General features: G+C 33.8%; 28 protein-coding genes, 4 pseudogenes and 1 riboswitch. Of the genes and pseudogenes, 17 read left to right on the top strand and 15 right to left on the bottom strand.

Annotation, left to right across the window (positions count from 1 at the left end; genetic code table 11):
• Positions 1-48: 48 nt before the first annotated feature.
• Positions 49-942 (bottom strand): glutamate biosynthesis transcriptional regulator GltC, encoded by an 894-nt coding sequence (gene gltC / locus ACH6CY_RS10045; protein ID WP_374067198.1) that lies wholly within the window; start codon positions 940-942, stop codon positions 49-51.
• 188 nt (positions 943-1,130) lie between these two features.
• On the opposite strand from gltC, the gene gdhA reads away from it, so the two are divergent.
• Together gdhA and ACH6CY_RS10035 are read left to right on the top strand one after the other, a co-directional pair.
• Positions 1,131-2,504, top strand: coding sequence for an NADP-specific glutamate dehydrogenase (gdhA, locus tag ACH6CY_RS10040; protein WP_374067197.1), 1,374 nt, complete (start codon positions 1,131-1,133; stop codon positions 2,502-2,504).
• Positions 2,505-2,661: 157 nt separating this feature from the next.
• Positions 2,662-3,345 carry a uracil-DNA glycosylase gene (locus tag ACH6CY_RS10035; RefSeq protein ID WP_374067196.1) on the top strand — a complete coding sequence of 228 codons (684 nt, stop codon included), beginning with the start codon at positions 2,662-2,664 and terminating at the stop codon, positions 3,343-3,345.
• Between the two features lie 84 nt (positions 3,346-3,429).
• Here ACH6CY_RS10035 and ytvA read toward each other — a convergent pair whose 3' ends face one another.
• The gene (gene ytvA, locus ACH6CY_RS10030; RefSeq protein ID WP_374067195.1) at positions 3,430-4,206 is read right to left on the bottom strand and encodes a YtvA family blue-light photoreceptor; all 777 of its coding nucleotides are present in this window, start codon (positions 4,204-4,206) and stop codon (positions 3,430-3,432) included.
• A 753-nt stretch (positions 4,207-4,959) separates the two neighbouring features.
• On the opposite strand from ytvA, the gene ACH6CY_RS10025 reads away from it, so the two are divergent.
• The 3 genes from ACH6CY_RS10025 to ACH6CY_RS10015 all read left to right on the top strand — a co-directional run bounded on the left by ACH6CY_RS10025 (position 4,960) and on the right by ACH6CY_RS10015 (position 9,797).
• Entirely contained in the window at positions 4,960-6,327 is a 1,368-nt protein-coding gene (locus tag ACH6CY_RS10025; protein ID WP_374067194.1) for a TrkH family potassium uptake protein, read from the top strand.
• 313 nt (positions 6,328-6,640) lie between these two features.
• Positions 6,641-6,742, top strand: a riboswitch (purine riboswitch).
• A gap of 102 nt (positions 6,743-6,844) precedes the next feature.
• A complete protein-coding gene (gene guaA / locus ACH6CY_RS10020) occupies positions 6,845-8,365 on the top strand; it encodes a glutamine-hydrolyzing GMP synthase (RefSeq protein WP_374067221.1) in 1,521 nt (506 codons plus the stop codon).
• An 853-nt stretch (positions 8,366-9,218) separates the two neighbouring features.
• Positions 9,219-9,797 carry a TetR/AcrR family transcriptional regulator gene (locus ACH6CY_RS10015; RefSeq protein WP_374067193.1) on the top strand — a complete coding sequence of 193 codons (579 nt, stop codon included), beginning with the start codon at positions 9,219-9,221 and terminating at the stop codon, positions 9,795-9,797.
• A gap of 232 nt (positions 9,798-10,029) precedes the next feature.
• On the opposite strand, the gene ACH6CY_RS10010 is transcribed toward ACH6CY_RS10015, so the two are convergent.
• Positions 10,030-10,281 carry an HAD family hydrolase gene (locus ACH6CY_RS10010; RefSeq protein WP_374067220.1) on the bottom strand — a complete coding sequence of 84 codons (252 nt, stop codon included), beginning with the start codon at positions 10,279-10,281 and terminating at the stop codon, positions 10,030-10,032.
• Positions 10,282-10,295: 14 nt separating this feature from the next.
• Between ACH6CY_RS10010 and ACH6CY_RS10005 the strand changes: the two are divergent.
• Positions 10,296-10,661, top strand: a pseudogene (locus tag ACH6CY_RS10005) (GMP synthase (glutamine-hydrolyzing)); the annotation flags it as partial.
• Between the two features lie 70 nt (positions 10,662-10,731).
• Here the strand turns inward: ACH6CY_RS10005 and ACH6CY_RS10000 are convergent.
• Together ACH6CY_RS10000 and ACH6CY_RS09995 are read right to left on the bottom strand one after the other, a co-directional pair.
• Positions 10,732-11,400 (bottom strand): annotated as a pseudogene (locus ACH6CY_RS10000) (site-specific integrase); the annotation flags it as partial.
• A 35-nt stretch (positions 11,401-11,435) separates the two neighbouring features.
• Positions 11,436-12,136 (bottom strand): annotated as a pseudogene (locus ACH6CY_RS09995) (MerR family transcriptional regulator).
• Positions 12,137-12,222: 86 nt separating this feature from the next.
• On the opposite strand from ACH6CY_RS09995, the gene ACH6CY_RS09990 reads away from it, so the two are divergent.
• The 3 genes from ACH6CY_RS09990 to ACH6CY_RS09980 all read left to right on the top strand — a co-directional run bounded on the left by ACH6CY_RS09990 (position 12,223) and on the right by ACH6CY_RS09980 (position 14,087).
• The gene (locus tag ACH6CY_RS09990) at positions 12,223-12,918 is read left to right on the top strand and encodes a CPBP family intramembrane glutamic endopeptidase (RefSeq protein WP_374067192.1); all 696 of its coding nucleotides are present in this window, start codon (positions 12,223-12,225) and stop codon (positions 12,916-12,918) included.
• A 48-nt stretch (positions 12,919-12,966) separates the two neighbouring features.
• Complete coding sequence (locus tag ACH6CY_RS09985; RefSeq protein WP_374067191.1) at positions 12,967-13,629, top strand: hypothetical protein; 663 nt, start codon at positions 12,967-12,969, stop codon at positions 13,627-13,629.
• Between the two features lie 260 nt (positions 13,630-13,889).
• Positions 13,890-14,087: a transposase gene (locus ACH6CY_RS09980; protein ID WP_374067190.1), complete on the top strand. Its 198-nt coding sequence runs from the start codon at positions 13,890-13,892 to the stop codon at positions 14,085-14,087.
• Between the two features lie 211 nt (positions 14,088-14,298).
• On the opposite strand, the gene ACH6CY_RS09975 is transcribed toward ACH6CY_RS09980, so the two are convergent.
• The 5 genes and pseudogenes from ACH6CY_RS09975 to ACH6CY_RS09955 all read right to left on the bottom strand — a co-directional run bounded on the left by ACH6CY_RS09975 (position 14,299) and on the right by ACH6CY_RS09955 (position 16,087).
• Positions 14,299-14,463, bottom strand: coding sequence for a GyrI-like domain-containing protein (locus tag ACH6CY_RS09975; RefSeq protein ID WP_374067219.1), 165 nt, complete (start codon positions 14,461-14,463; stop codon positions 14,299-14,301).
• Positions 14,463-14,756 (bottom strand): GyrI-like domain-containing protein, encoded by a 294-nt coding sequence (locus ACH6CY_RS09970; protein ID WP_374067189.1) that lies wholly within the window; start codon positions 14,754-14,756, stop codon positions 14,463-14,465. Before ACH6CY_RS09970 ends, ACH6CY_RS09975 begins: the two co-directional genes overlap by 1 nt.
• 228 nt (positions 14,757-14,984) lie before the next feature.
• The gene (locus ACH6CY_RS09965; RefSeq protein WP_374067188.1) at positions 14,985-15,329 is read right to left on the bottom strand and encodes an IS3 family transposase; all 345 of its coding nucleotides are present in this window, start codon (positions 15,327-15,329) and stop codon (positions 14,985-14,987) included.
• Positions 15,316-15,645: pseudogene (locus ACH6CY_RS09960) on the bottom strand (Csa1 family protein); the annotation flags it as partial. The gene ACH6CY_RS09965 and the pseudogene ACH6CY_RS09960, both read right to left, overlap by 14 nt.
• A gap of 124 nt (positions 15,646-15,769) precedes the next feature.
• Entirely contained in the window at positions 15,770-16,087 is a 318-nt protein-coding gene (locus tag ACH6CY_RS09955; RefSeq protein ID WP_374067187.1) for a Csa1 family protein, read from the bottom strand.
• A gap of 668 nt (positions 16,088-16,755) precedes the next feature.
• Here ACH6CY_RS09955 and ACH6CY_RS09950 point away from each other — a divergent pair.
• Genes ACH6CY_RS09950 through ACH6CY_RS09940 form a run of 3 tightly spaced genes read left to right on the top strand, consistent with a single transcriptional unit; the run spans position 16,756 to position 19,610 of the window.
• A complete protein-coding gene (locus ACH6CY_RS09950; RefSeq protein ID WP_374067186.1) occupies positions 16,756-17,745 on the top strand; it encodes an FtsX-like permease family protein in 990 nt (329 codons plus the stop codon).
• Between the two features lie 5 nt (positions 17,746-17,750).
• Positions 17,751-18,947, top strand: coding sequence for an ABC transporter permease (locus tag ACH6CY_RS09945; RefSeq protein WP_374067185.1), 1,197 nt, complete (start codon positions 17,751-17,753; stop codon positions 18,945-18,947).
• Positions 18,948-19,610 (top strand): ABC transporter ATP-binding protein, encoded by a 663-nt coding sequence (locus tag ACH6CY_RS09940; RefSeq protein WP_374067184.1) that lies wholly within the window; start codon positions 18,948-18,950, stop codon positions 19,608-19,610.
• A gap of 385 nt (positions 19,611-19,995) precedes the next feature.
• On the opposite strand, the gene ACH6CY_RS09935 is transcribed toward ACH6CY_RS09940, so the two are convergent.
• Positions 19,996-20,442: a MerR family transcriptional regulator gene (locus tag ACH6CY_RS09935; RefSeq protein WP_374067183.1), complete on the bottom strand. Its 447-nt coding sequence runs from the start codon at positions 20,440-20,442 to the stop codon at positions 19,996-19,998.
• Positions 20,429-20,854: a 50S ribosomal protein L11 gene (rplK, locus tag ACH6CY_RS09930; protein ID WP_374067182.1), complete on the bottom strand. Its 426-nt coding sequence runs from the start codon at positions 20,852-20,854 to the stop codon at positions 20,429-20,431. Before rplK ends, ACH6CY_RS09935 begins: the two co-directional genes overlap by 14 nt.
• A gap of 434 nt (positions 20,855-21,288) precedes the next feature.
• Here rplK and ACH6CY_RS09925 point away from each other — a divergent pair, with 434 nt between their 5' ends.
• The 4 genes from ACH6CY_RS09925 (at position 21,289) to ACH6CY_RS09910 (ending at position 22,383) form a co-directional block, all read left to right on the top strand.
• A complete protein-coding gene (locus ACH6CY_RS09925; RefSeq protein WP_374067181.1) occupies positions 21,289-21,771 on the top strand; it encodes a DinB family protein in 483 nt (160 codons plus the stop codon).
• A 77-nt stretch (positions 21,772-21,848) separates the two neighbouring features.
• Positions 21,849-22,007, top strand: coding sequence for a hypothetical protein (locus ACH6CY_RS09920; protein WP_374067180.1), 159 nt, complete (start codon positions 21,849-21,851; stop codon positions 22,005-22,007).
• A gap of 42 nt (positions 22,008-22,049) precedes the next feature.
• Complete coding sequence (locus tag ACH6CY_RS09915) at positions 22,050-22,244, top strand: lipase family protein (protein ID WP_374067179.1); 195 nt, start codon at positions 22,050-22,052, stop codon at positions 22,242-22,244.
• A gap of 10 nt (positions 22,245-22,254) precedes the next feature.
• Complete coding sequence (locus ACH6CY_RS09910; RefSeq protein ID WP_374067178.1) at positions 22,255-22,383, top strand: hypothetical protein; 129 nt, start codon at positions 22,255-22,257, stop codon at positions 22,381-22,383.
• Positions 22,384-22,776: 393 nt separating this feature from the next.
• Here ACH6CY_RS09910 and ACH6CY_RS09905 read toward each other — a convergent pair whose 3' ends face one another.
• Together ACH6CY_RS09905 and ACH6CY_RS09900 are read right to left on the bottom strand one after the other, a co-directional pair.
• Positions 22,777-23,433: an ABC transporter permease gene (locus ACH6CY_RS09905; protein WP_374067177.1), complete on the bottom strand. Its 657-nt coding sequence runs from the start codon at positions 23,431-23,433 to the stop codon at positions 22,777-22,779.
• A 31-nt stretch (positions 23,434-23,464) separates the two neighbouring features.
• The gene (locus ACH6CY_RS09900) at positions 23,465-23,701 is read right to left on the bottom strand and encodes a MerR family DNA-binding transcriptional regulator (RefSeq protein WP_374067176.1); all 237 of its coding nucleotides are present in this window, start codon (positions 23,699-23,701) and stop codon (positions 23,465-23,467) included.
• Between the two features lie 278 nt (positions 23,702-23,979).
• Between ACH6CY_RS09900 and ACH6CY_RS09895 the strand changes: the two genes are divergently transcribed.
• Complete coding sequence (locus tag ACH6CY_RS09895; RefSeq protein WP_374067218.1) at positions 23,980-24,354, top strand: ArsR/SmtB family transcription factor; 375 nt, start codon at positions 23,980-23,982, stop codon at positions 24,352-24,354.
• Between the two features lie 72 nt (positions 24,355-24,426).
• Here the strand turns inward: ACH6CY_RS09895 and ACH6CY_RS09890 are convergent, their stop codons facing one another.
• Entirely contained in the window at positions 24,427-26,307 is a 1,881-nt protein-coding gene (locus ACH6CY_RS09890) for a heavy metal translocating P-type ATPase (protein ID WP_374067175.1), read from the bottom strand.
• Positions 26,308-26,366 lie beyond the last annotated feature (59 nt).

Here is a 26,366-nt window from a genome sequence, read left to right as displayed (position 1 = left end):
GGAAGGGTTTGTCTGGATAATAAATCCTTCCTTATGATTATAAGTGACTTATTTTGCATACGTATCGATTAAGAATTGATAAAATAATGATTCAGTAGGTAGTAGGTCTCTTTCAGTTGGATAAATGACGCCAACTGTTCTTGTTAAAGATGAATCTTCAATAGGTATTACAACGGTAGATTGTGGTGTATTATCAACCAATGTCATCTCAGGCATTAAAGCAATTCCTAAACCAGCTGAGACGAGTCCCTTCAACGCATCAATATCTTTTCCTTCAAAGGCGATATTTGGAGAAAATCCAACATGATTACAAGCTTGAATCACCTGGTCACGAAAAACTAAACCTTCAGGTAGAACTAGAAACGGTTCTTCTTTTAGTGCTACTAATTTTAGAGTATCTTTTTTTGCTAAGGGGTGACTAATTGGTAATAAGGCTACAATGTTCTCTGAAAATAAAGTCGTACCAGCTACTTTACTTTCAAGTTTTTTCTCAGGCATTGGTGCGATCATCGCTAAATTAAAATCTCCTTGAATAACCCCTTCGATTAAATCGTCATAAAGTTCGTTGGTCATATGAAATTTAGCTTTTGGATATTTTTTTCGAAAGGAATAAATATTAGAAGGCAATGTATAGGCGGCCATACTAGTAGGATAACCTATTCGAACCGTACCTTTCTCCGGATTTAGATGTTCATTCACCTCACGCTTTGCTTCATCCATTAAATGAACGATATGATTCATTCGCTCAAAAAAAATTTTACCGATAGGAGTTAGCCTTACTCTTCTGCCTTTACGAATGAACAAATCGACACCTAGTTCATTTTCTAAATTAACAATTTGTCTGCTGACAGATGATTGAGCAACATGCAAATGAATGGCAGCTTGGGTCATATGTTCTCTCTTTGCTACTTCTAAAAAATATTCTATTTGTCGCGTTTCCATCAAATCATTCCAATCATTCTTGTGACAGTTATATTATTTTAAAAAACTTTATTTGACTTTATTATGCGTTAAAAGCATTAATATAATCTATTATTTATATTGTAGCTATTAGCAAAAAAAATGTAAAATAGAAATATAGATCAAATAATATAACATGAGCAATAAAAATATAGTTGGGAGAGGTTCGGATGACACAAGTGGATAAGCAACAAACACAAGTTGCAAAAGATCATGTGGAACAATTATTTAACAAAGTTGTAGAAAAAAACCCAGGTGAAGAAGAATTTCACCAAGCAGTAAAAGAAGTATTAGATTCATTAGTTCCGGTAATTGCCAAAAAGCCAGAGTATATGAAAGCGGCAATTTTAGATCGATTGGTTGAGCCGGAAAGATTACTTACATTTAGAGTACCTTGGGTAGACGATCATGGAGATGTTCAAGTTAACCGAGGATTTCGTGTGCAATTTAATAGTGCGATTGGTCCTTATAAAGGTGGTTTGAGATTCCATCCATCAGTTAATGCAAGTATTATTAAGTTTTTAGGCTTTGAACAAATGTTTAAAAATTCATTAACTGGTCAACCGATTGGAGCAGGAAAAGGTGGAGCAGATTTTGATCCAAAAGGTAAATCTGATTTAGAAATTATGCGTTTTTGTCAAAGCTTCATGACGGAATTAAGTCGTTATATTGGGCAAGATACAGACGTACCTGCTGGTGATATTGGTGTTGGGGCAAGAGAAATTGGTTATCTGTTTGGTCAATACAAGAAGCTACGTGGTGCTTATGAAGCTGGCGTGTTGACAGGTAAAGCAGTTGGTTATGGCGGTAGTCTTGGACGTAAAGAAGCAACGGGGTATGGAACAGTATATTTTGTTGATGAAATGTTAAAAGATCAAGGTTTCAGTTTTAATGGAAGTACGGTTGTTGTTTCAGGTTCAGGAAACGTGTCTATTTATGCAATGGAAAAGGCAATGGAACTTGGGGCGAAAGTGGTAGCATGTAGTGATTCAAGCGGATATATTCATGATCCGAACGGTATTCAATTAGACACAGTGAAACAATTAAAAGAGGTAGAAAGTAAGCGGATTTACGAATATGTAGATGTTCATCCAGATGCTACTTTTGTGGATGATTGTTCGAAGATTTGGTCAGTTCCATGTGATATTGCCTTACCATGTGCAACACAAAATGAGTTGGACAAAGCAGCAGCAGATACATTAATTGCGAATGGTGTAAAAGCAGTCGGAGAAGGTGCAAATATGCCATCAACGTATGATGCTGTGAATGCATTTTTAGCAAATAATGTGTTATTTGCTCCCGCTAAAGCAGCTAATGCTGGTGGTGTAGCTGTTTCGGCGCTAGAAATGGCACAAAACAGTCAAAGACTATCTTGGACAGTTGAAGAGGTAGATGGAAAATTACAAGATATAATGAAAAATATTTATCAAGCAAGTATTCAAGCATCAGAGGAATACGGTGCACCAGGAAATTTAGTTGTTGGGGCTAACATCGCAGGATTTACAAAAGTAGCGGAAGCAATGGTCGCTCAAGGGGTTATCTAAAAATATATTTTTCCACAAGAACATTAGGCTTCTTTTAAACAAAGTGCCTAATGTTTTTTATTGTAAATAAATCATTTTTTCACTTGGGCAGCAAGTGTTTTTCATGATAATCTATCAAGAGATGGAATAACAATACTATAACAAGGTTGGTTGATATATGAAAAAGCAAATTTTAAGTAATGATTGGTCCTTGATGCTGGCAGATGAGTTTGAAAAAGAATATTATATAAGATTAAGAGAGTTTTTAAAAAAAGAATATCAAATACAAACCGTTTATCCAGAGATGCACGATATTTTTAATGCATTACATTACACTAGTTTTGCAGATGTGAAAGTAGTTATTCTAGGTCAAGATCCATATCATGGGGTAAATCAAGCGCATGGATTAAGCTTTTCTGTAAAGCCAGAAGTAACAATCCCACCCTCATTGCGTAATATTTATAAAGAATTACACGAAGATTTAGGTTGTACGATTCCTAACCATGGCAATCTAATAAAATGGGCAAATCAAGGTGTGCTTCTGTTGAATAATGTATTAACTGTTCGAGCAGGAGAGGCTCATTCACATCAAGGGATTGGGTGGGAACAATTTACAAATCGAGTGATTGAAGTATTAAATAAAAAAGAAACCCCTGTTGTATATATCTTATGGGGAGCGGCAGCGCAAAAAAAGATAAAGCTAATTGATACATCAAAACATTTTATTGTTCAATCGACTCATCCAAGCCCTTTGTCAGCATACAGAGGTTTCTTTGGTAGTAAGCCTTTTTCAAAAACAAATGCATTATTAAAACAAGCAGGCAAAGAAGCAGTCGATTGGGAAATAGCGAGTATATCGTAAATATGTAGTATTGCTTCTTATTAAGAAGGTGTTTGTGTGCAAAAAGAGCGATCGATACGTACGGTATCCATCGCTCAAGTTAGTTTATTTTGCATGTAAAGCGTTCATGGCGTCTTTGACTGTCATGTATGTTCTCATTATTTTTAGCTTTTCCCCAATTTCCGCTGTTTTAAGTGCTAGTTCAGGTCGTATTCCTGTTAGAATAAGCTGAGTGCCAATCAAATCAGTTAAGTCATACAATTTTAATATGGAAGCAGCAACATATGTATCTACTTCATATAGTCCTGATAAGTCCAAAATGAGATATTCGTCCTTTGAGGTGCTTAAATAGTTAGATATAGCAGCAGTTAGCTTTTCCATTCGTGTATGGTGGATATGTCCGATTAAAGGTAATACAGCTATTGACTCAGCGATAGGAACAATAGGGGTTGATAATTGATCCATCTCTGCTAATGCTGCTGCTAATAGCCGTTCATTTTCTTTTTCTGTTGTTACATCCTTTTGGACACCCACAAAGTAAAGCTTCTGTTCTTCCTCCACCCACATTGGGTCAATCGTAAGTTCATTCCAATATCCAGTACCATCTTTTTTATAGTTATATAGTTGAACAGTAATAGATACTTCTTTCTTTATAGCATGTCGAATACGATCAACCGTTACTTGGTCGGTTTCTTCACCTTGTAAAAACCTGCAATTTTTTCCGATAATCTCTTGTGGATAGTAACCTGTCATGTTAATAAAGCCTTGATTAACAAATATAATTGGATGATCGTCTAATGAGGGATCAGTAATAATTAATCCTACTTTAGTATGGTCCAATGCTTGCTTGAATAAATCGTGTTTCTTATCTATGTTATTCATTTCGTACCCTCCAACATATCTTGCATGTCTAATATCATTTATAAAAATAAACAAAAACAATGCACCAACATTTTCTAGGCGAATTATCTCATTTTCAAGTTATAAAATCAATCATGTGTTTGCTATCTATGTGATTTTTACTATATCTTTGAGGGGTGTTAGTCGGTATCTTCTAATTAAAAATCGAATAAAAGCTTAGTAGCTGAATGACATATGTAACTTGTAAATAGGAATGCATTATATACTACATGGTGTGATTATCATTAGTATTGTCTTACATGAAAAGTTTGAAAAGTGGGATATAGAAGAGAGAAAATAGATAGACGAATTAGTAGAACGTATCCTTACAATAGGAGATAAGCTGATAAAAAAGGAAATGGAAGAAGATTTTGTACAAGAGATGATTTATCAGCTTAAGCAAACTTTTACACGTAATGTTTCTTAATTCAAAGAAATTGTAGCACTGGCTGAATAATTTAGAGATGAGCCAATTGCGGATTTTTTTATTGGCGTAACTACAAACATATTTGGATTATGAAAGCCTATCTTGATTAAATTTCGTTGACTGAAAACAGTTAAGATAACTATTCATCTAAATAAATTAGAAACAATTTTTCACTTTTAACCGTATAAAGGTTTAAAGTGCTTTTTAAAAATAGATAGCAAGCTTTTTTGAAAAAACACTTCTAAGGTTATATTATTATGGTACACTTACTAATAGTTTTGTTATTACTGGCTTAAGGAGCTTTTTGTATGCGATTATTCTCTAAACAGTTTAAACTGTCAAAACAGATTTCTACTGTACAAATGATTGTTTTATTTTACGTAACGGCTGTGGCAGTTTCAACGCTTATTTTAAGTATGCCTTTCTTTAAAGCGGAAGGTGCTTCACTTTCTTTTATTGACACAGTGTTTACTGCGATTAGTGCAATTAGTGTGACAGGGCTAACTGTTGTTTCTACTGCCGAGACCTTTAACACGGGAGGGCACATTGCGTTAGCATTTATCTTGCAATTTGGTGGAATTGGGATCATGACGCTTGGAACATTCCTTTACATCTTATTTGGCAAGAAAATTGGATTGCGTGGAAGGCAACTCATTCGAATTGATCAAAATAGAATGACGCTTTCAGGGTTAGTAAGATTAATGCTGAAAATTTTACAAATTGTTTTGTTTATTGAACTTTTTGGAACAATTATTTTATCAACATACTTTCTTGGTTATTATGACAGTTGGCAGGTCGCATTAGAGCAAGGTTTTTTTGCTGCTGTTAGTGCCACTACAAATGCAGGTTTTGATATTACTGGAAATTCTTTAATTCCGTTTGCTAATGATTATTTTGTGCAGTTTATCAATATGGTGTTGCTTGTTTTAGGTGCCATTGGTTTTCCAGTATTGATTGAAGTGCAAGAGCTTTTAAGGGGAAAACATCATGGGATACATGAAAAACATGCATTTTCGTTATTTACTAAATTAACAACCATCACTTTCTTTTCTTTAATTGTAATCGGTGCTGTTTTTATTTTTTTATTTGAACGAAATCTTTTCTTTGCGGATAAAACGTGGCATGAAACAGTTTTTTATAGTTTATTCCAATCGATCACCACACGTAATGGTGGGCTTGCAACGATGGATATGAATGATTTTTCTGCTCCAACGTTATTGTTAATGAGTGGTCTAATGTTTATTGGGGCTTCGCCTAGTAGTGTTGGTGGTGGAATACGAACGACTACATTTGCAATTATGTTATTAGCTATTATTAATTATGCGAAAGGTAACACAAGCATTAAGGTTTTTGGTCGACAACTTTCACAAGAAGATGTGCTACGATCTTTTATTGTTATTACGACTGCCGCCATGCTTTGTATTACGTCAACTATATTGTTAACTGTTACAGAAGACTTTTCACCACTTGCCCTTTTGTTTGAGGTTACTTCCGCATTTGGAACAACTGGTTTGTCCCTTGGGATTACTGCTGACTTAAGTGTAGCGGGCAAACTAATTATTATGTTTTTAATGTTCGTTGGGCGTATCGGTATCTTTTCTTTCCTATTTATTATAAGAGGAAAAGAGAAAAAAGATGTATACCGCTATCCAACAGAAAAAATTATTATTGGCTAATCAAGCTTGAAAAAAGGTACCTATAGATAGAGCGCATGAAAAATAGCGTTTTGTCTATAGGTTTTTTTGGATATTGGGTGTGAAAACGTAGGTGGTTTCTAGTTATGAGCGAGATATATAAAGAAAGTTTAGAAGTAGGGGTGTGTTAATATAGATATTTTCTTGACCGTTACAGGTGGTGTTGATAGAATAAGTAAAGTATAATTACGATTGTGTATATTTTTTATTTCATATGGATTGTTAATTAAATTAATTCCTTTATTAGTAGGCTTATATAAGGTAAGTATGACGTATGGCTACTAAATAATGTGGGATAAATATAATAAACCACCTCGATATAATCTCGATAATAAGGTTCGAGAGTTTCTAACGAGATACCATGAATTTCTCGACTATGGAGGCAGATTTACTTCGTTTAAATCTGTCTTCTGTTATGAAGGAGATGGATTTTTTCGTTATACTAAAGGAATGTAATTCTAGATGAAGGAGCTGACTGGTTTTGCAAGTAAAAAATGAAATGATTCTTGTATTAGATTTTGGTAGTCAATATAATCAATTGATTACAAGAAGAATAAGGGAATTCGGTGTCTATAGTGAACTTCACTCACACCGCTTAACAGTAGAAGAGATTAAAGCAATGAATCCAAAGGGAATTATCCTATCTGGTGGTCCTCACAGTGTATATGGAGAAGACAGTTTCCGTTGTGATGAAGGGATATTTGATTTAGGTATTCCTGTTTTGGGCATTTGTTACGGCATGCAATTAATGACCCATCATTTTGGTGGAAAAGTGGAACGAGCAAATGAGCGTGAATATGGAAAAGCGGATATTCATGTTACAGATAAAGCAAGACTTTTTACCGGAACACCAAATACACAAACTGTTTGGATGAGTCACGGTGATAAAATCATAGAAGCCCCGGCAGATTTTGTTGTAGAAGCAACAAGCTCGTCTACTCCAGTTGCAGGAATGAGTAATGAAGAGAAGCAATTGTATGGTGTGCAATTCCATCCAGAGGTTCGTAATACGGTCTATGGCAATGACTTGTTAAAACAATTTGTCTTTGGGGTGTGTGGGTGTCAAGGCGATTGGTCAATGGCAAACTTTGTTGAACAAGAAATAGAGAAAATCCAAGAGAAAGTTGGCGATCGTAAAGTATTATGTGCGTTAAGTGGTGGCGTAGATTCATCTGTCGTTGCGGCACTTATTCATAAAGCGATTGGTGACCAATTAACATGTATTTTCGTTGACCATGGTTTGCTTAGAAAAAATGAAGGCGAGATGGTCATGGAAACTTTCCGTGATGGTTTCCATATGAATATCATTAAAGTCGATGCACAAGATCGTTTCTTAAATAAATTAAAGGGTGTAACAGATCCAGAACAAAAACGTAAAATCATCGGAAATGAATTTATTTATGTGTTTGATGATGAAGCGGAAAAATTAAAAGACATGGACTTTCTAGCACAAGGTACACTTTATACGGATATTGTCGAAAGTGGAACCGAAACAGCTGAAACAATCAAGTCACACCATAATGTTGGTGGCTTGCCAGAGGACATGCAGTTTGAATTGCTAGAGCCATTAAATACATTATTTAAAGATGAAGTACGTGCGCTTGGATTGGAATTAGGTTTACCAGAAGCAATTGTTTGGAGACAACCATTCCCAGGTCCAGGTTTAGGTATTCGTGTCTTAGGAGAAGTTACTCCTGAGAAAGTTGAAATTGTGCGTGAATCCGATGCAATTTTACGCGAAGAAATCAAATTAGCTGGATTAGATCGTGATATCTGGCAGTATTTCACTGTATTACCTGATATCAGAAGTGTTGGTGTCATGGGAGATGCAAGAACGTATGATCACACAATCGGTATTCGTGCAGTAACATCTATCGATGGAATGACATCCGATTGGGCAAGAATTCCGTGGGATGTATTAGAAAAAATCTCCACACGTATTGTAAACGAAGTCGATCATGTAAACCGTATAGTGTATGATGTGACGAGCAAGCCGCCTGCTACAATTGAGTGGGAGTAATAACAAAGAGCCCTACAAACCTTGGTAATACTTGGTTTTAGGGCTTTTATACTTTCTGTGGCACAGTTAGGATATACTTCAAAAAGTCGTACTGACAAATTGGTTTTCTATGGTTGTTTAAAAATATTATAGCCTCATCTAACCTCTGAATTAATGCTTTTTTCTCAAGTTCAACACCTAAATTTTAATTTTGATAATGATTAACACTAAAACTATATAACACTTTAATCATAAAAAGCATGCTAACAATCGTCATAAAACTCTCCATTCCAAGTATAGGAATACCAGCTATTCCGATGCACAACAACAATCCTGCTACAAAAATTTGATCGGCCTTCCTTAGTGAAAAGATGATAAAAGCACATATAATGGTGTAAAGCCAAACGAGAATAACACTCCAAATGGAGACACCTAGTAAAATGCCAACAAGTATTAAATGAAAGTGAATAAGTATGAAGATAATTTGTCTCTTCTTATTGTTTGCGTAATATTCACTTGTAGAATTAGTGAAATTAGCTATACACCCTGCGAAAATATCAAATATCAACAGAAATGCTAGTATATTCCTCCATAGTGGATTTTCGGAATAAATGCTGGGGTAATATATAAATAACAATGTAGTAGGTATAATTCCAAAAAGTAAAACACTTATTAGCTGGACCAGATTTTGTCTCTCACCAAAAACTTCATGAAAAATATTTGGAATCTTAATGTACATTTTTATCATCTCCAATTTTGTAGTTATTTTATATTTTAACTATACAACTTTAAAATATAAATTTCAATAATAAATGTAGTTTAATATTGAAAAACTACAAAACTTCACTTATAATTACGATGAGGTGAAAGTAGTATGGATGGATTTGAAAGAAGAAAAGAAAAGAAAATAAAACAGATATTTTCAGCTTCATTTGAATTAGTTATGAAGCATGGATTTGACAAAGTGAGAGTAGATGAAATTGCTCGTAAAGCTCGTGTTTCTCCTGCTACAATTTACAATTATTTTGGCACCAAGGAAGAACTGTATCAATTAACGTTTGACAATTGGATAGATTCAAAACTAAGAGAATACGAAGAGGTATTAAATTCAAAAGCTTCTTTTAATGAAAAGATTAAAGACCTAATGAATCATGAAATAAGAAACATTAAAGTATTGACAAACCTGAGCCAACAGAATCCGGAATCAGTTCATTATTTTCTCCCTAATTTAGAAGAGAAACTTGAATCTTTTTATCTCAATTTAATAAAAGAAGGAAAAAGAGATGGATATATTTCCTCTCATTATTCGGAACAAATTTTAAAGAAGTACTTTAAATTATTCTTTCGTGAAATAAATGAGGATATCCACACAAAAAATGATATAAATTACAATGAAGAAATTGAACAACTTTTACAGCTGGTTTTCCATGGATTATCCTCTAAACAAAAGTAATAAAGAATAAAACAACACCACTTGATATATTTGCTGATCAATTGGTGTTGTCCTCTTTTTGAAGAGAAGCAAAAAAATACACGCTCTCTTTTGTTACCTAAAGTTGTTGTGAGAAAAAGCAATAAGAAAAGGGAAGACCCAAATGAAAGTCCTCCCTTTACTGATACGTAATAAAAAGCTTAAATAATTGTTGCTTTTAGTGATGCGTCTGAAAAAATTATTCTATTATACTTCATTCAGTGTCTTGTAGCAATTCCAACAAATCTTTCGGCTCTTCAAAAACATAATCCGGCTCTACGATACCTTCACCTGAAACACTGCCCCATTTTGCATATCCAAAATCCATTTGTACATGTTTCGCTGCTTGATAATCTGATAAAGAATCGCCAATATAAATTGCCTCACTAGCATCTATATCTAATCTTTTTAAGCATTCTAAAAGTGGAGCTGGATCAGGTTTGTGTTTTTCAATATCATCGGCAATGAATTTATTTATGAGGTCCAGGTTTAGGTATTCGTGTCTTAGGAGAAGTTACTCCTGAGAAAGTTGAAATTGTGCGTGAATCCGATGCAATTTTACGCGAAGAAATCAAATTAGCTGGATTAGATCGTGATATCTGGAAGTATTTCGCTGTATTACCAGATATTAAAAGTTTTGGTGTCATGGGAGATGCAAGAACGTATGATCACACTATCGGTATTCGTGCAGTAACATCTATCGATGGAATGACATCCGATTGGGCAAGAATTCCGTGGGACGTATTAGAAAAAATCTCCACACGTATTGTTAATGAGGTAGATCATGTTAACCGTATAGTGTATGATGTAATGAGCAAGCCGCCTGCTACAATTGAGTGGGAGTAGTTGTAGGAGAGCTAGAAACCTTTGTGTATCAAGGGTTTTTGGCTCTTTTTCATTTTCCATTGCACTTTCATTACACTTTTTGACTTTGTTTTCTTAAATAGTCAACAATGAATTGATTTTTCGGTGAGGAATCATAGTTTTGTTCAGCTTGTTTGAATGTTATGATTCCATTTAGTTTGTTAGCTACTTCAAAGTTGCTATTTGGGTAGAGGTGTTCATATGTTCCTAAAGTTGTTTCGATATCTTCATGCCCTAGACGATATTTAATGATGAGCGGGTTTTCCCCCATACTAATAAGTAACGAAGCATGAGAGTGACGCAATCCATGAATTCTGATTCGGTGAATGCCAGCCAGCTTAGCATAACGTTCAATAGCATATGCTAGCGGATGTTTCTGGGTAGGAATACCGTTATAACTCATCACAAAATCTGTTTTGATAAGATCTTGTTGCATATTTTTCCATTCTGATAAAATATTTAATGTACATTCATCAAGTACAATGTGTCGAACACGCGCTTTTGTTTTCGGTTCAACAAATCTATAATTACTTTGGTTCTTATAATAAAGATTTTTGTTGATGCTAAGTATTCCCGAATCAAAATCAACATGCCCCCATTGAATGGCGGTAGCTTCACTAATTCGCATTCCTGTCATAAACAAAAACCATAAAGAAACAAAAAGGAAATGTTGGTAGTAATGCTCTTTATAAATGAAAGAGATTACTTTTTTAAATTTTTGGATCTATACTAAATGTGGTGGTGCCCCTTGATCTATCAAGCCTTTAATAGAAACAAAAAAATACACCTTTCCACAAACTCTAGTACATCTTTTGAAATTGGATATAGTCCTGTTTGCTCAGCAGATAGTTTTCTAACTTCCCAGAGCTCATCTAGTAACTTTGTATCTCCTCGGAAACAATTTGCATACCTTCTTCTGATTCAGGCTTTATATTATGTTTGATACACCACTCTATTCGTCGCAGTAAGGAAATATATTGCTGAGTTGTCTCGTCACTGTCACCAAGATTTGGCACTGCATTTTCTAAGAACACCTTTTCATCATCTTGAAAATAGTCCATCCACTTTTTAGAGCTATGTTGTGAATTTCGCACAAGTGTGGAAACTCGTTCCCAAGATAAAGATTCTTACATATCCAACATATTAATTAATGAGGTAGTGTTGGAAATACTTGTATTAAGTTCTGAGAGTTGTTCTTGCAGGTAATTATAGTGCGAAACTAGGATTTGTTTATAAGATAATTGATATAATATCTCACGAATATTCTCTAGTGGAAGCGAAAGAGATTTTAAAATGATAATTTTCTCTAACCTAAACAGATCATTTTCTGAATACAATCGCTTTCCATTCATGTCTTTAAAACTGGGAGTGAGAAGGTTAATTTGATCATAATAGCGAAGCGTGCGAATGGATATACATCGCTGTTTAGATACCTCTCCAGTAGTCCATCGTTTCATTTCATTCCCGCCTTGCAAAAACTTGCGGGTTACGTAACGTAACCAATTATAGTTGAAATATATCATAATAGAAAGAGGGAAAATGAATGAAAATGATTTGGAAGAAAAAAGATTGTTGGAGTTGGGAAGAATTTATTTGGTTAATATTACTTGAATTTGTTATTGTCATTGGTTGTGTTAAATTTGTTGTGCAGACGATTTATTCTAATTGGTTTGATGACGAACTATATGCTGGTACATTAATGGGATTAACGATAGCGATAATTCTAATTCTAGGTGTTTATTTTATTGCATTACGACCAAAAAAGCTTTCCTTGGCCGAAGTAGGCTTAAAAAGATTTTCTGAAAATAATTGGAAAATCATCATATTATTTTCGATTATTGTGATGATTGGTGTTGTAATAATCTCCGTACTTACTAGTTTTATTGAAAATTCATTAGAAAATAGTAAAACAGAAGCCATGCAGCAAAACATAACTTTCTTCACTGTTTTTATTAGCTTTGTCTCTGCGGCAATTATCTCCCCAATATACGAAGAGATTTTTTATCGTGGTTTTCTATATCGCTGGTTACGTACACGTTTAGGATTTACTAGAGCTATTCTACTTAGCTCACTTATCTTCACTGTCATTCATATTCCTGCATACAGTGTCATGCCAGTAAATTTTTTTAGCGGTATTATTTTTGCTTTAGCCTATGAAAGAACTAATTCGATTTTACCTTCCATAATTATTCATGGGGGAACTAACGGAATAATGGTTTTGTTGGCTACTTTGGCATGATAGAATATAATCAAGTATTTATAATTAAAGGAAAGGGAGTACTATATCATGAAAGGATTTGTAAAATTTATCTTTTTAAATTTTGCTATGGTAGCACTTATTTCAATGTTAGCTGGGTGTGCTAATGAAACAAAAGAAACAGAACCTGCAGATGTGGAAGAAGCAGAAGATCAGAAAGAAATGAATAATAATGAGTCAGAACCAAAAGAAGAAGATTCAAATGACAATTCTGTCGAAGAGCCTGTATCCGAAAACAAGAATGGTAGTACTGATGAAGGAACAGAAAGTGCAAGATCAAACAACGAAACTAAAACCACAGAAAATATTACGCTGTCTTCATACTCTTCTGAGAAAATCGAATATGCACGTGTTTGGCTACAACTTGGGAAGACTCAAGATATTGATGAATTGAATGTTGAACACATTTCAGTTGGCAAGCCGTTGAACCCTGACGATGAAACAAGTATCAATTATCCAGAAAATGTTATTAGGCTAACAGGTTCTCGTTTAGTAGAAGGGTCTATAACTTATAGTGGTAATGGAGACGGAACTATTAACTTATATAACAGAATCCCTCAGCGTTGGGACGGTGAAAACCCTGCCGGTGAGGATGTTTACAAAACAATTATTGAAGATATTGAACAAAAATCCATTGATCCAGGAAATGATGAAGAAATTATAAACTTGATTGATAAACTGCATATTTACTAATCAAAGGTTTGTCTATTCATATTAAAAAAGTTTTCATACTTAAAATATAGGGCTGTTCAATACACAGAACAGTTCTATAAGTAACACCTCATCATTATATGTTTGGTCACTATACTACCAACCATGATCGCTAACTAAAATAGAAGGAAAGATTAGAACTTTTCTTTTTCTAACTTTACATTGCTACAACATATTTATAATATTCTAAGGATAATCTTATAAATGCCAACACAAGAATGATTCTTACGCAGATTTGAAGGATGAAGCATATACAAATGACCATTCTGCAAGGTAGCGTAGGAAAGTATTACATTCATTTATTGATATCATGCCCACCAAGTAAACTTTTGCAATATCTAAAAAGTAGATCATCGAGATTATTACAAGATGAATTCTCAGAGCTAGAGAAAAGGTATTGGTCAATATTTATGTGTAAGAGGATATTTTTGCAACACTAGGGACAGTGACGGAAGAAATAATAAGAAAATATATTGTGAATCAATTCAATGAAGGAAAAGATGAACTATTCATAATTGATGAATGAGTTTAGTCTATATTTTGAATATACTTCAGCTTAAGTTCTTTAATTAGGACTTTAGCCTAGTCGCAGACATTTATGTAAAAATCCACCTGCTTTAGCAGGTGGCCGTTTAAAAATTATTATAGTATTTATTTAATAGGAATTAAAAACTCACAGGCTTTGTCTTCACCTACCTCTTCTTTATATCGCTCTATTACCGGTTCTTCACGGAGGGTCAAATCATTTTCTCTTATATATTCAGTCAATTTGTTCCAAAACTGTTGAACTGCTTCTGTAGTATGCCTGACTGTGATTACTGCATACTTTCCCCCTTAAAATATCCAGACTTAACCTTGTTATCTTTTGAAAAATCCTTATCTGTAGCTAAAACCAGATCATATCTACATTTCTCAGGTGGTATTATTTGTGGATTATCTTGAGCAATACCGAAAATCCCATTTTTTAATAAAGTTTTTGTTAAATTGTTTTTTGCAATCCAAATTTTAAAATCCTTCATCATATCAAAGTTTTTAGGATTGCCATATGCACCAATGTTTCTCATATAAACTATTTTGTTTTTATTTAAAATTTCAATTTTATAGTTCATTATTTCCTCCTAAATATATATTGGAAGACTGGCCAGTAGTTCCTCATAAATTACGATAACATGCTTTAAAATGGAATTCATTAATATTTTTAAAAAAAGTGAGCATGAAAAGTAATACTATACTTTGCTAACCACTACCTCACTACCGCTTGATTCACGATTTTTTTGTGAAACATAAGAAGTCGAGTTATTTCCACGAAAAAACGGTACTGGAAAGTCAACACTTATTCAGACAACATTCTTAAAGGCTGTTTCTTCATATTCAAGTGGGCTTAAATAACCCAATGTTTCGTGAATTCTAATGTTATTGAACCAATTCACATAATTGTCGAACTGAAAAGTGAGTTCATCTAGACTATCAAAACTCGTATGATGAACGAATTTAGCCTTGATTGTTTTAAATGTCGCTTCTATTACCGCATTATCATATGGTGCACTTTTGACAGAGTTCCTTTCTTTAATTGGAACATTATTTACTAGTGCATTCTCTACTTCATAGGAAATTGCTGAAACAGCACTAGTTTCTTCTGTATTTGACTGAATTCCTTTATCCTTAACCTCATAAACACTCATTAATTAAATCTTCCCCTGATACTGGTTGGAAATCAATTGAATCAACAAATACTACAGGTGGATTCTTTGAAAAACGAATCTCTATATTCTTATAGCCAACGGAGTTTCCAGCTAAATCACCTCGTCCTTTTAACAATAATGTCGGTGCTTTATCTGTAGGAATATCATATTTTTCCCTTAAAGCTTGAACGTTTTTATCTTCATTAGTTAGTTCATATCCCAACTCATATATAGGGACTTCAGGATTATACATTTTTTTTATATTCTTATAAGTATTAAATTTTTTAAAATTAGCATATTGAACAAAAAACTGGAATTTTTTATTTTTTCTGCTACGTTATTGTTATCCGAAATACTTTCCTCAAGTTGAAAGCCCTCCTTGGTGTATACTACAGGATATTCTTCTTCTTCAACAGGCTTACTCAAGTTATTCCATGTTGTCATAGTGTAATATTTCCCATTTGTTTTTTTGTATTTTGATTTATTCTTACAATCATACCTTCTGTAACTAGTCCACTATCTTCTGATTCGCTCATCGACATACTTGAATGTAATACCCAAACCCCTTTGTCATTTTTATCAAATTCACTGTCTCGGTAACCTTCCATATCATAGAAGTCTTCTAGATTTTTAGTTGGGTACATCGCTAATACTTTATCAAAACTTTGTTCGATCTCTGCTTTATTTTTTGTATTACAGCCTGTTAAACTACTTATAAATAATATTATTCCTATAATTAAACCTATTTTCTTCATCATTTTAGTGACTTCCTCCTAATAAACATAGCAATTAAGTTGTTCGTTAATTATTAATAGTTTATCAATAGGTATTTAAACCTTCCAATAAATTCATAAAATCTAAAAAAGGCTCCTCGCTATTTAAATTCATAGTATAGTCAAAAAAAGAATAGTAGTTTGTTTGACAGGGAGAGATGGTGTGCATAATGGACGAGCCACGAAGCCAATATGAAAGGGGGGGAGCGCTATTGTGACTACGAGTTCGCGTGAAACATTCTAAACCCCCTTCTGCTACCATACTAAATAGCGAAAAGTCACCTAAAATAATCACTCTATCAAAAGCTAAGGATAATAAATATTGTATGCCTCGAACGTATTGATTGGAATATTATTCTGTAGCCTTCGATAACTATTTTTTAAAATTGATTTAGAACCGTTATCACCTTATTTTTCCTTGACAAATAACACACAATGTGGAAAAATATTGTAATATAGGCGTGTTAGTATGAACGAAAAAAATATCAAAATACAACAATCCATTTCAAAAAGCTAATACTTCTTATAGTTGGAGATATTAGTCTAGTATTTTAGTTTGTCGTTTTTGAAAACACATAAAGTGCTGTCCAAAAGTCTTTTTAGTTCACATAAAAATAGAATATTTCATGAATGAAAAAGTGAAGGAGGTAAATATGATAGCAAATTTAATTAAAAAATCATGGTTACCTCTTTTTTTTACGTTAATTGTATTTAGTGTTATTGCTGGTGGTATTTCTATGATTTTATCTTTAGAGGAAAAAATGACAAATACTATTAATAAACACACGTATCGAATTTATATGAATCAAAATGATACGGAAGCATATTTTACAAACGAAGATTTATTATCATGGTTAAATAAGCAAGCTGATCCTTTTACATTTTATAAGAACATACCAGCATCTGTTAGTCGCTTGAGCTACTCAAATGAAGATTCATCTATTTACAATGTAGGTAAAAACGCTGCTAAAATTAATGTTTGGAATAAAGATGATCAAATCGCTGAAAATGGTAAAAAATATTTTTATTTTGATCAAATGGAATATGAAGTAGTCGGTTATCTCAATAGTTTTACTAATGTAATAGCAAGTATTATTCCATCACTACAAGCCAATCCAAAAGAACCGATGAGCGGGGAATACTATATAGACGCTGGAGAAAAAAGTGAACTCCTCATACAAGATTTATTAACTGCGATACAAAAAATAAATATGGAGTCTGATTTTGATTATGAAGAAGTGGAAAAAGCATGGATAACTGATTTATTTAATCAAAGCTTTGCGTTGCTTATATTCCTTGGTTCTAGTACGCTTCTATTTGTCTCTGGTTTTACTATTATACTTTCATGGGTAGAAAAGTATAAAAGAGAAATGTTTGTTAGAAGATTATCAGGAGCAGGTGAAACCCGTTTGTTACTAATGATTTACTTCAATATGTTAAGCGTTCGATTTATAGGCATCATACTTGCAAGTTTAATTATCTTTTTAGTTACTAATATTTTCCACTTATTACCTTACGATACGGTATTTCGTTGGGAATCGATCGTGGTAGGTGTCGTGCTATTCTTTATGATGGATATACTATACACGCTTCCTATGTTATTTATTAACCAAAAGAAACAATTAATTAAAATTATGAGGTAGTAAAAATGCTGATTCAACTTAAATTTGCTTTGGAAGATATTTGGAGAAAAAAACTTTATTTCATTTCATTTTTTATTCAAATTATGCTCATCATACTATTAATTACAGAATGTTTTGCCTTAATACATAAAAATCAGGATGCTCATGATCATATATCCAATGCGTTTGATATATCCAATGCTTTTTATATATCAATGGCAGAGAAAGAAGATTTTGCAGGTGGAGAATATGAAGAAAATATAATGAAAGATTTATATGCTTATATGAATAAAAACGATGAGTATATAAGCTTTGCAACTATTGAAGATTATATAGAAATAAAAGATATGCCTAAAAATTCACTTTCTGTAGAGATGGAGCAAGGTTCTAGCAAAATTTGGGCTTATAAAACACTATCTATTTCATCCGGTTTTATAAATGTATTTGATCTTTCTTTATCAAAAGGAGAATTTTTTGATGCGAGTTGGGAGTATGTAAGCAATAAAAGTATACCAGTTGTGCTTGGTTCTTCATATGAAAAGTATATGGCTATTCATGATGAATTTACTGATGGTGGTAATCAAAAATATAAAGTCGTTGGTTTTTTACAAGATGGGCAAACTTTTGTGGATATATCATCTGGCGAAGGTGTTGTCGGATTAAATGACGTTATATTAACTCCGATTGATGTTACGACATTTGACAATTTACTTACGGATGGAAATTATTCTTATGAAACTTATCTTGAAAATTCAACGATCATATTTAAGGATAGAAACGATATAAAAGAATTGAGAGATATTGTTGGAAATTCAAAAACATATATTTATAATTTTAATAGTGTGGAAGGCGTTTCTGGTTATATGGAAAATTCCACACAAGAAGATGTTGGTGTGTTTTTATTTATATCAATATTAGTTATTATTTTTGCTTCATCTCTAGTAATTATTAATACTTTTGAATTTATTAGAAAGAATCTTAGAGAATTTAGTATTCATATTTTTTGTGGGGCGACCAAGAAACATATTGCATTAAGGATTTTTTTACAAATATTTATTGTTTGGTTCCTTTCCTTTATTATTTCTCTAATAATATCGAATCAAACTTTTATTGTATTAGGTGTTTCAGGATTAATTTTATTACTTTGCCTAGGAACATGTCTTCCTAGCTTTATTACACTTTTTAAACTTCAAATAAGCGATATATTAAGGAGCAAAGAATAAATGTTTGAGCTGAATGGTATTTCAAAGGTATATAACAAATCTAAACCGAATGAAGTGAAAGCTCTGCAAAACATTAATTTAAAAATAGAGGCAGAGAGCATGTTGGCAATTATGGGACCATCAGGTTCGGGGAAATCTACGCTACTCAATATAATAGGCTGTCTAGATGTGCCAACCGCAGGAACATATAAGTTAAATGATCGAGAAATACAATCTTTAAGTCAAGGGAAATTAGCTGCTATACGAAATCAGCATTTTGGTTTTGTCGTACAAGACTTTGCACTTATTGAAGAATATACAGTTATGAAAAATGTTGAAATACCAATTCGTTATAGTAAAAACAAAATCAATAAAAAAGAAAGAATATTCACCTTGCTTGATACGCTTGGTATAAAGGAAAAAGCGTCTGAATATGCATATAATTTATCGGGTGGACAAAGGCAACGTGTAGCAATTGCCCGCGCATTAATTAATGATCCGGATATTATTTTAGCAGATGAGCCGACCGGTGCGTTAGATCAAGAAATGGGTGAGCAAGTATTATCTATTTTCAAAAGAATACATAAAGAACAGCATAAAACTGTTTTAATCGTAACACATGACGACAAAGTCGCGAAACAATGTGAGGGAATAGTAAATATAGTAGACGGAAAAATATATTGAAGTTTATGCAAAGCTTATAAATGATAAGAAAAAAATCTGTTTTTAATCTTTCATGAACTTTATTTTAAAGCAGTATGGTGAGGGGTTTTTGAAACAACAGGGCTTTAAGTTGAGGGTTAATATACTATTTATATGGTATATCATTGGATGAAATAATGAAACTAGACTAAATTAAAATGATATATTTCGCTATTAAATTAATATAAAAAGTCGGGATGATTTCTCAATCGAGCATTGTGACCTATTAAAATCTGTGGCACACTTTATATCAAATGTAATGTTTTTGTATTTTTGGTATTTACTGAAAACCCCTTTGTTTATAAGGGGTTCAGTTTTTTACTCTATATAAACCATAACGTAATGTTATAATCAGCAGAAAAAGTTTTTACGTATAGAATTTGTAAAAGGTTGAGGTGTCCTCATGGATCTTTACAAACACGCTTTTAATATCGGAAAGAACTACTTGTTTGTCATTTTGAACAGAAGATAAAATGCGATTTAATATTACAGAGACTTCGAGCAAATTATTAATTTTTTCATCGATTACTTTAATCTGTTTTTTTACTGATGTTTCTAGACAGAATGATGGTTCATTTAGTATGTGTCGTGTTTCACGAAAGGTAAATCCAAGATTCTTAAAGATGGTAATGATAAGGAGATAGATAAGATCCTGATCACTATAAATACGGCGATTTGTTTGACTATCTCTTTCAGGTTCTAGAAGTTCCCTTTTGTCATACTCTCGGAGTAATCTGATTGGCACTCCTGTTAAGTCAACAACCTGACTGATTTTAAACTGGCTATTCCCCTTACTCTTTCTAGTCCTTTTCAATTTGAATTCCCATGTTTTTTGCTGTACCTGCAATCACTTTCATCGCACTTTCTACATTATTTGTATTTAGGTCGGGAAGTTTAATTTCAGCAATTTTCCTAAGCTTTTCTTGAGTAATGGTTCCCGCGATTTCATTTCCGGGCTTGACAGCTCCTTTTTTTATACCTGCATATTGCTTTAGTAAAAATGACGCGGGTGGAGTTTTCAGTTTTACGTCAAATGTCCGATCTTCATATACTGTTATTTCTGCAGGGATGATTTTTCCAGATTGTTCCTTTGTTATTTCGTTGTACTGGTTACAAAATTGTAGGAGGTTGATTCCTGTAGGAGCTAAATTCTTACCTACTTTTGCAGGGTTTGCTTTACCAGCCTCTATCTCTAGCTTCAATTTTCTTTTGATTATCTTTTCCATATTCGTTCACCCTTCTATTTTCGATTTTCTTCTTCAAAAGTGAGTATAATGCCTAACGAAACGTGAGGGTCAAGTGTTTATTTAAAAAAAGATGGATATTAATTTCGATTAATAAACAGATCTATTCTTTTGTTTATTTGCATTAACGGTGAGCAAAAAAAATGCAAATGCCGAATCGCTCGTTCATTCGTGCTAAATTTATCGTTATGTTAGTAAGAATATATGCCGGAATAGTACTGATGTTTATCGATGAGGATCATATGAGAAATAGTAATCACCCGAGCGGTTAAAGCAGGCTAAGTTAGCCAAGCAATTTTTTTCCTATGAAAGACATTAGAGTGGTTTGATTATTTATTGCTTATGACACAATAAGCGAGTTCTTTATCAGTCGAGGAAGGATAAATTGAGCAATTGAGAAAAATTACTTAGCAACTATGTATGATAATCTTAGATATAATCACGAAGAAGGAATTTTTGAACAATATGATTTTTATAGGGGATCATCTATCGAACTACTTGGTTTTGTCTCCTCGGAAGAAAAAGCTGATGTTATTCATAAAGGATATAGTAATTCCTTTCGCTGTAATTTAGGACATATCCCTGTTACAGAGGAGGGAATAATGTATTACTTTGGAATGAATCAACCAGGAAAAATCCCTGCAAAAATACAAGAAGCTTTTAAACGAGGGACAAGTCCAAAAGATTGGTCTACCATGCCCCTTACTTTAAATGAAATACGTGATTTACTATTAGAACAAAAGGGACGAGTAAGAGAGACCTTTTCTGGAAGATTAGAAGAACTCGCAGCAAACGTATTTGCATTTAAAAATAAAAAGCTAAAGATGAACTTTAAAGTAAGTACTCGTGAATTTTTCAAAGATTTCATTCCGTCAAATGGTGTTCAATATTCTATTTAGCCATTCACAGTTAAAAAATGTATATAAGATAAAATGGCTATTTTTTTACTTTAGCAGAAGAAGGGAGGGTCATTAAAATGAAGAAACAAGTATTATTCATTCATAGTGTAGGGACTCAGGGTTCTCAGCAAGGAAGTAGCGGTTTGATAGCATACTTACAAGAAAGGCTTGGTGATGAATACAACTTATTAAATACTAAAATGCCTGTCCTAGACAATCCTGAGTACAAGCCTTGAAAATTTCAAATTGAAAAACAATTAGCTAAAACAACAGGTGAAGTGATTATCATCGGTCATTCTTTGGGAGGTTCAGTGCTATTGAAATATCTTTCTGAGCAAGCTTTCAACCAATTCATTGCCAGATTATTTTTGATTGCAGCACCATATTGGGGAAAGGATGATGACTGGCAGGGTGAGGAATATACCTTATTAGAAAATTTTAATTCAAAACTTCCTAAAATATCACACCCGTAATGATGAGGCGGTGTCATCTACACACATTGGATACTATAAAGAAAAACTTCCACAGGCAATCACTCGAACACTCGATGGAGATGAACATCATTTTAGTCATGGATTACCTGAACTTGTTGATGATATTAAAGGATTGTAATTCGTTATTTTTTTAAAATTAGTCTAATGAAAGATATTTTCTTAAATTAAAATTGAAGTGAATAGAAGAAGTCATTTATATCATCCAAGTGAAAGAAACAGCTAGACTTTAAACTGCTGGCTGTTTTTTTATTATAGGTTTTTCAAAACCCCTGTCTATGCCAGGGGTTTTGAAAAGCTTTTAGTGTGGGATCAAAAAAGCCTCCTTCTTTGGTAAGATAATGTTGGTTCCCGACCACAACATCTCACCAAATAAGTAGGCGTGTCCCTCGAAGGAGAAGTATAATTTAACAAATACAACATGACACTTAAGTATCATATTGTATTTGCTCCAAAGTATAGCGGATCAATAATATTTAAGACTGTGTAACAAACATGATTCAATCTATTATTCCTACTTAAACAGTTTTAAAGATAGTACTGTGCATACCACAATAGCGGCAACCATCAAAATAATAGGCGAAAATATATTATCAAGCGGTAATCCTAAAGTTGCTCCTTTAAGCAATTTTATTCCTTGTGTTAGCGGAAGAATATCAGCAAACTTTTGTAATGCTGTAGGCATGATCTCATAAGGAAGTGTCGCTCCAGAAAAAATCAACATTGGGAAATATAAAATGCTAGCAATAATACTTGCGATTTTTATGTTTGGTGCTATCCCTCCAGCCATCATGCCAATGCTGAATATTGACAGCATAACGAATATAAACGATAAGAAAAAAATTATGAAAGATCCCGCCATTTGAAAATTAAAAAACAAAAAAGCCACAAGACAAATAAGTACCAATGATACCAGTGAATAAATAGAATAGATTGTTACCTCTACCATCAAAATCATTATTGGTCTGACAGGTGTTACTTGCAGTTTTTTTAGAATTTTTCTGTTTCTGTAATCAAATATAACTAGGGGTAACCTCATCAAACCACCAGCACTAATAGCGATTGTGGATACTGCGCCGAAAGATTGTTGTGAAAATGTGTATGCTGCTCCATCGAAGGCAGGTTTGTTGTCATAGATGATACCTAATAGAATGATAATAATGACAGACATACATAGAGCAAAAATAAACATATCCATTCCTCTAAGTGAGTGCTTTAATAATGTTTTTAGCTTTTTTTTTAAGCCCGTTTTGCAAAATATCCACCTTTAAAGCTGCACGAGCTAAGCGAAACTGTTCGATATGAAAATCTGTAAAAATGCGATATCCATTTGCTTGACGTTCTGCTACTGGTATCAGTTTGACCTGTTCATACAATCTCACCGTATTAGGGTCAATCCCGATAATTCTTGCTACTTCAATTGTTTGATATGTATTCATCAATATATCTTCTACTCTCGATAAGATTATACTAATAATTCAAAATATGGTGTACTAGTGGAGGGGTAATGCCAGTTAAAACATGTAAAAGGAAAGCGGCATGCAGATGATGTAGAAGTATAGATTAAGTTCATTCAACATAGAGCTAAATTTAAGAAGAAGATACTTAAATCAACAGGTTTACATGTCTAAAAGCATACGCTTGACAAGAATATGGGCAATGCATAGACTTTAGGAGAATGATTTTTTAATCAAATGAATGTTTTATCAAAGAGGTGATGACAATAAAAAATAATAAAATGCTTCACGATCATGATCAAAATTTAAACTATGTTTTAAAACGAATGCCTGATACCTCATCTTTTTTAGAAGGGGCTGCTGTTTTCCAACAGCTATGTGATGGTTCGCGTCTTCGAATCTTTTGGTTGCTCTGTCACTGCGAAGAGTGTGGACATAATATTTCAGCTGCTCTTGGTATGAGTCCTGCATCTGTTTCTCATCACTTGAAAACGTTAAAGTTACATGAATTAATTAAAAGTAGGCGTGCTGGAAAAGAAGTTTACTACTCACTTGCTGATAGTGAAAAAGCTCGCTTAGTGCATCAAATGGTAGATGATTTTTTTAAAATGAGTTGCCCGTTGAAAGGACTATAGAGGGGGAGGGAGTACTCATAGAGTTTCCCCCTCATTATATGATTGATTCTATCGATGCTTCAAAATTTCAGGTCACTTGTTTTGAAAAATTGGTACCGGCATGTTAAATGCTTTAACGTTGAGCGCTCTTATCGCGTTGAGAATTGCTATAATAGATACGCCGACATCAGCGAACACCGCTCCCCACATCGTTGTCATTCCCAATGTTCCTAAAATCAGTACAATTCCTTTGACACCTAAAGCAAAAACAATGTTTTGTTTAGCGATGCGGAGTGTCTTTTTGCTTATTTTCATTACTGTGGCAATTTTGGATGGCTCATCGGTCATAATTACGACATCTGCAGCTTCAATCGCTGCATCTGAACCTAATCCGCCCATAGCAATTCCAATATCTGCACGTGCAAGAACCGGAGCATCATTGATGCCATCACCAACAAAGGCAAGCTTTCCTTTTGCATTTTTTTGCTTCATTAGCTCTTCCACGTGCTCAACCTTATCTGCAGGCAATAGCTCCGTAAATGCTTTATCTAGTCTAAGCGTAGTAGCAACTTTTTTGCCCACCTCATCAGTATCACCAGTAAGCATGACTGTCTGCTTGATTCCTGCTGATTTCAAAGCTGTAACAGCGTGTCGAGCATCTTGCTTCATTTCGTCCTCAACAAGGAGGTATCCCATATACGCATCATTTACGGCTAGATGAACAACAGTCCCGACAAGTTTCTTACTATTGTAGGGTATGCGTTCACGTTGCATAAGTTTGGCGTTACCTGCTAATACGATATTTCCATCAATGACAGACTTTACACCATGACCAGCAATTTCTTCGATATCTTTAATACGAGAGGAATCAATTGTTCTTCCAAATGCCTTCTTGATACTCTGTGCTATAGGATGATTGGAATAATCTTCTGCATAAGCTGCTAATTCTAACAATTCCTGATCGGTCATTTTATCGGAGTAAATATCACTAACAACGAAGCTACCTTTTGTTAATGTGCCAGTTTTATCAAACACGACTATCTCTGTGTAGGCCAAAGCTTCAAGGTAGTTACTTCCTTTCACTAAAACGCCAGATTTGGAAGCCCCGCCAATTCCACCAAAAAAGCTAAGTGGTACCGAAATAACCAAAGCACAGGGGCAAGAAATGACAAGAAAGATTAGGGCTCTTTCAATCCACATAGGAAAAGGTTGCCCTGTGACAAGTGGTGGAATGATAGCCAGAATAACCGCCGCTAAAACAATGAACGGGGTATAATAACGAGCAAATTTGGTAATGAAATTTTCACTTTTACTTTTTTTATCAGAAGCATTTTCAACTAATTCCAATATTTTTACTACGGTAGACTGACCGTATGCTTTACTTACTTGAATGGTTAACTTACCGGTTTGGTTGATACAACCGCTAATCACATCTTCTCCTGTCTGTACTTCCCGTGGCACAGATTCTCCTGTTAGAGCGGAGGTGTCTATTGCAGAGAAACCGTCTGTTACAACTCCATCAAGAGGGATTCGCTCTCCAGGCTTCACCACAATAGTCTCATTAATCTGTACATCTTCTGGATCAACCTGTATCAACTCGCCATTTCTTATTACATTGGCATAGTCGGGGCGAATATCCATCAACTCAGATATTGACCTGCGAGATTTTGAAACGGCATAGGATTGAAACAGTTCTCCAACTTGAAAAAATAGCATAACAGCAATACCTTCCGAATATTCACCAAGAAAGAAGGCGCCAATCGTTGCTACTGACATTAGAAAGTTCTCGTCGAAAACCTGTCCTCGAGCAATATTCCTTGCTGCTTTCCAGAGAATGTCTCCTCCAACGATGAGATACGGGATAAGATACATTAGGAATGCAGCAATGCCATCTAACTTTAAAAACAGTGCTGTTATGAAACCAACGGATGCAATAAGGATACGCAGCAAACGTTTTTTTTCTTTCTTTGACATGTTCGTATCCGCCTCCTATTTGAATACGGTTCTTTATTTATTCGTTATGAACCAAATAG

The sequence above is a fragment of the Paraliobacillus sp. JSM ZJ581 genome, assembly GCF_044383835.1.
Taxonomy (GTDB): domain Bacteria; phylum Bacillota; class Bacilli; order Bacillales; family Amphibacillaceae; genus Paraliobacillus.
The sequence above is the reverse complement of the archived record's forward strand: the minus strand, read 5'-3'. Positions and strand labels throughout refer to the sequence as shown.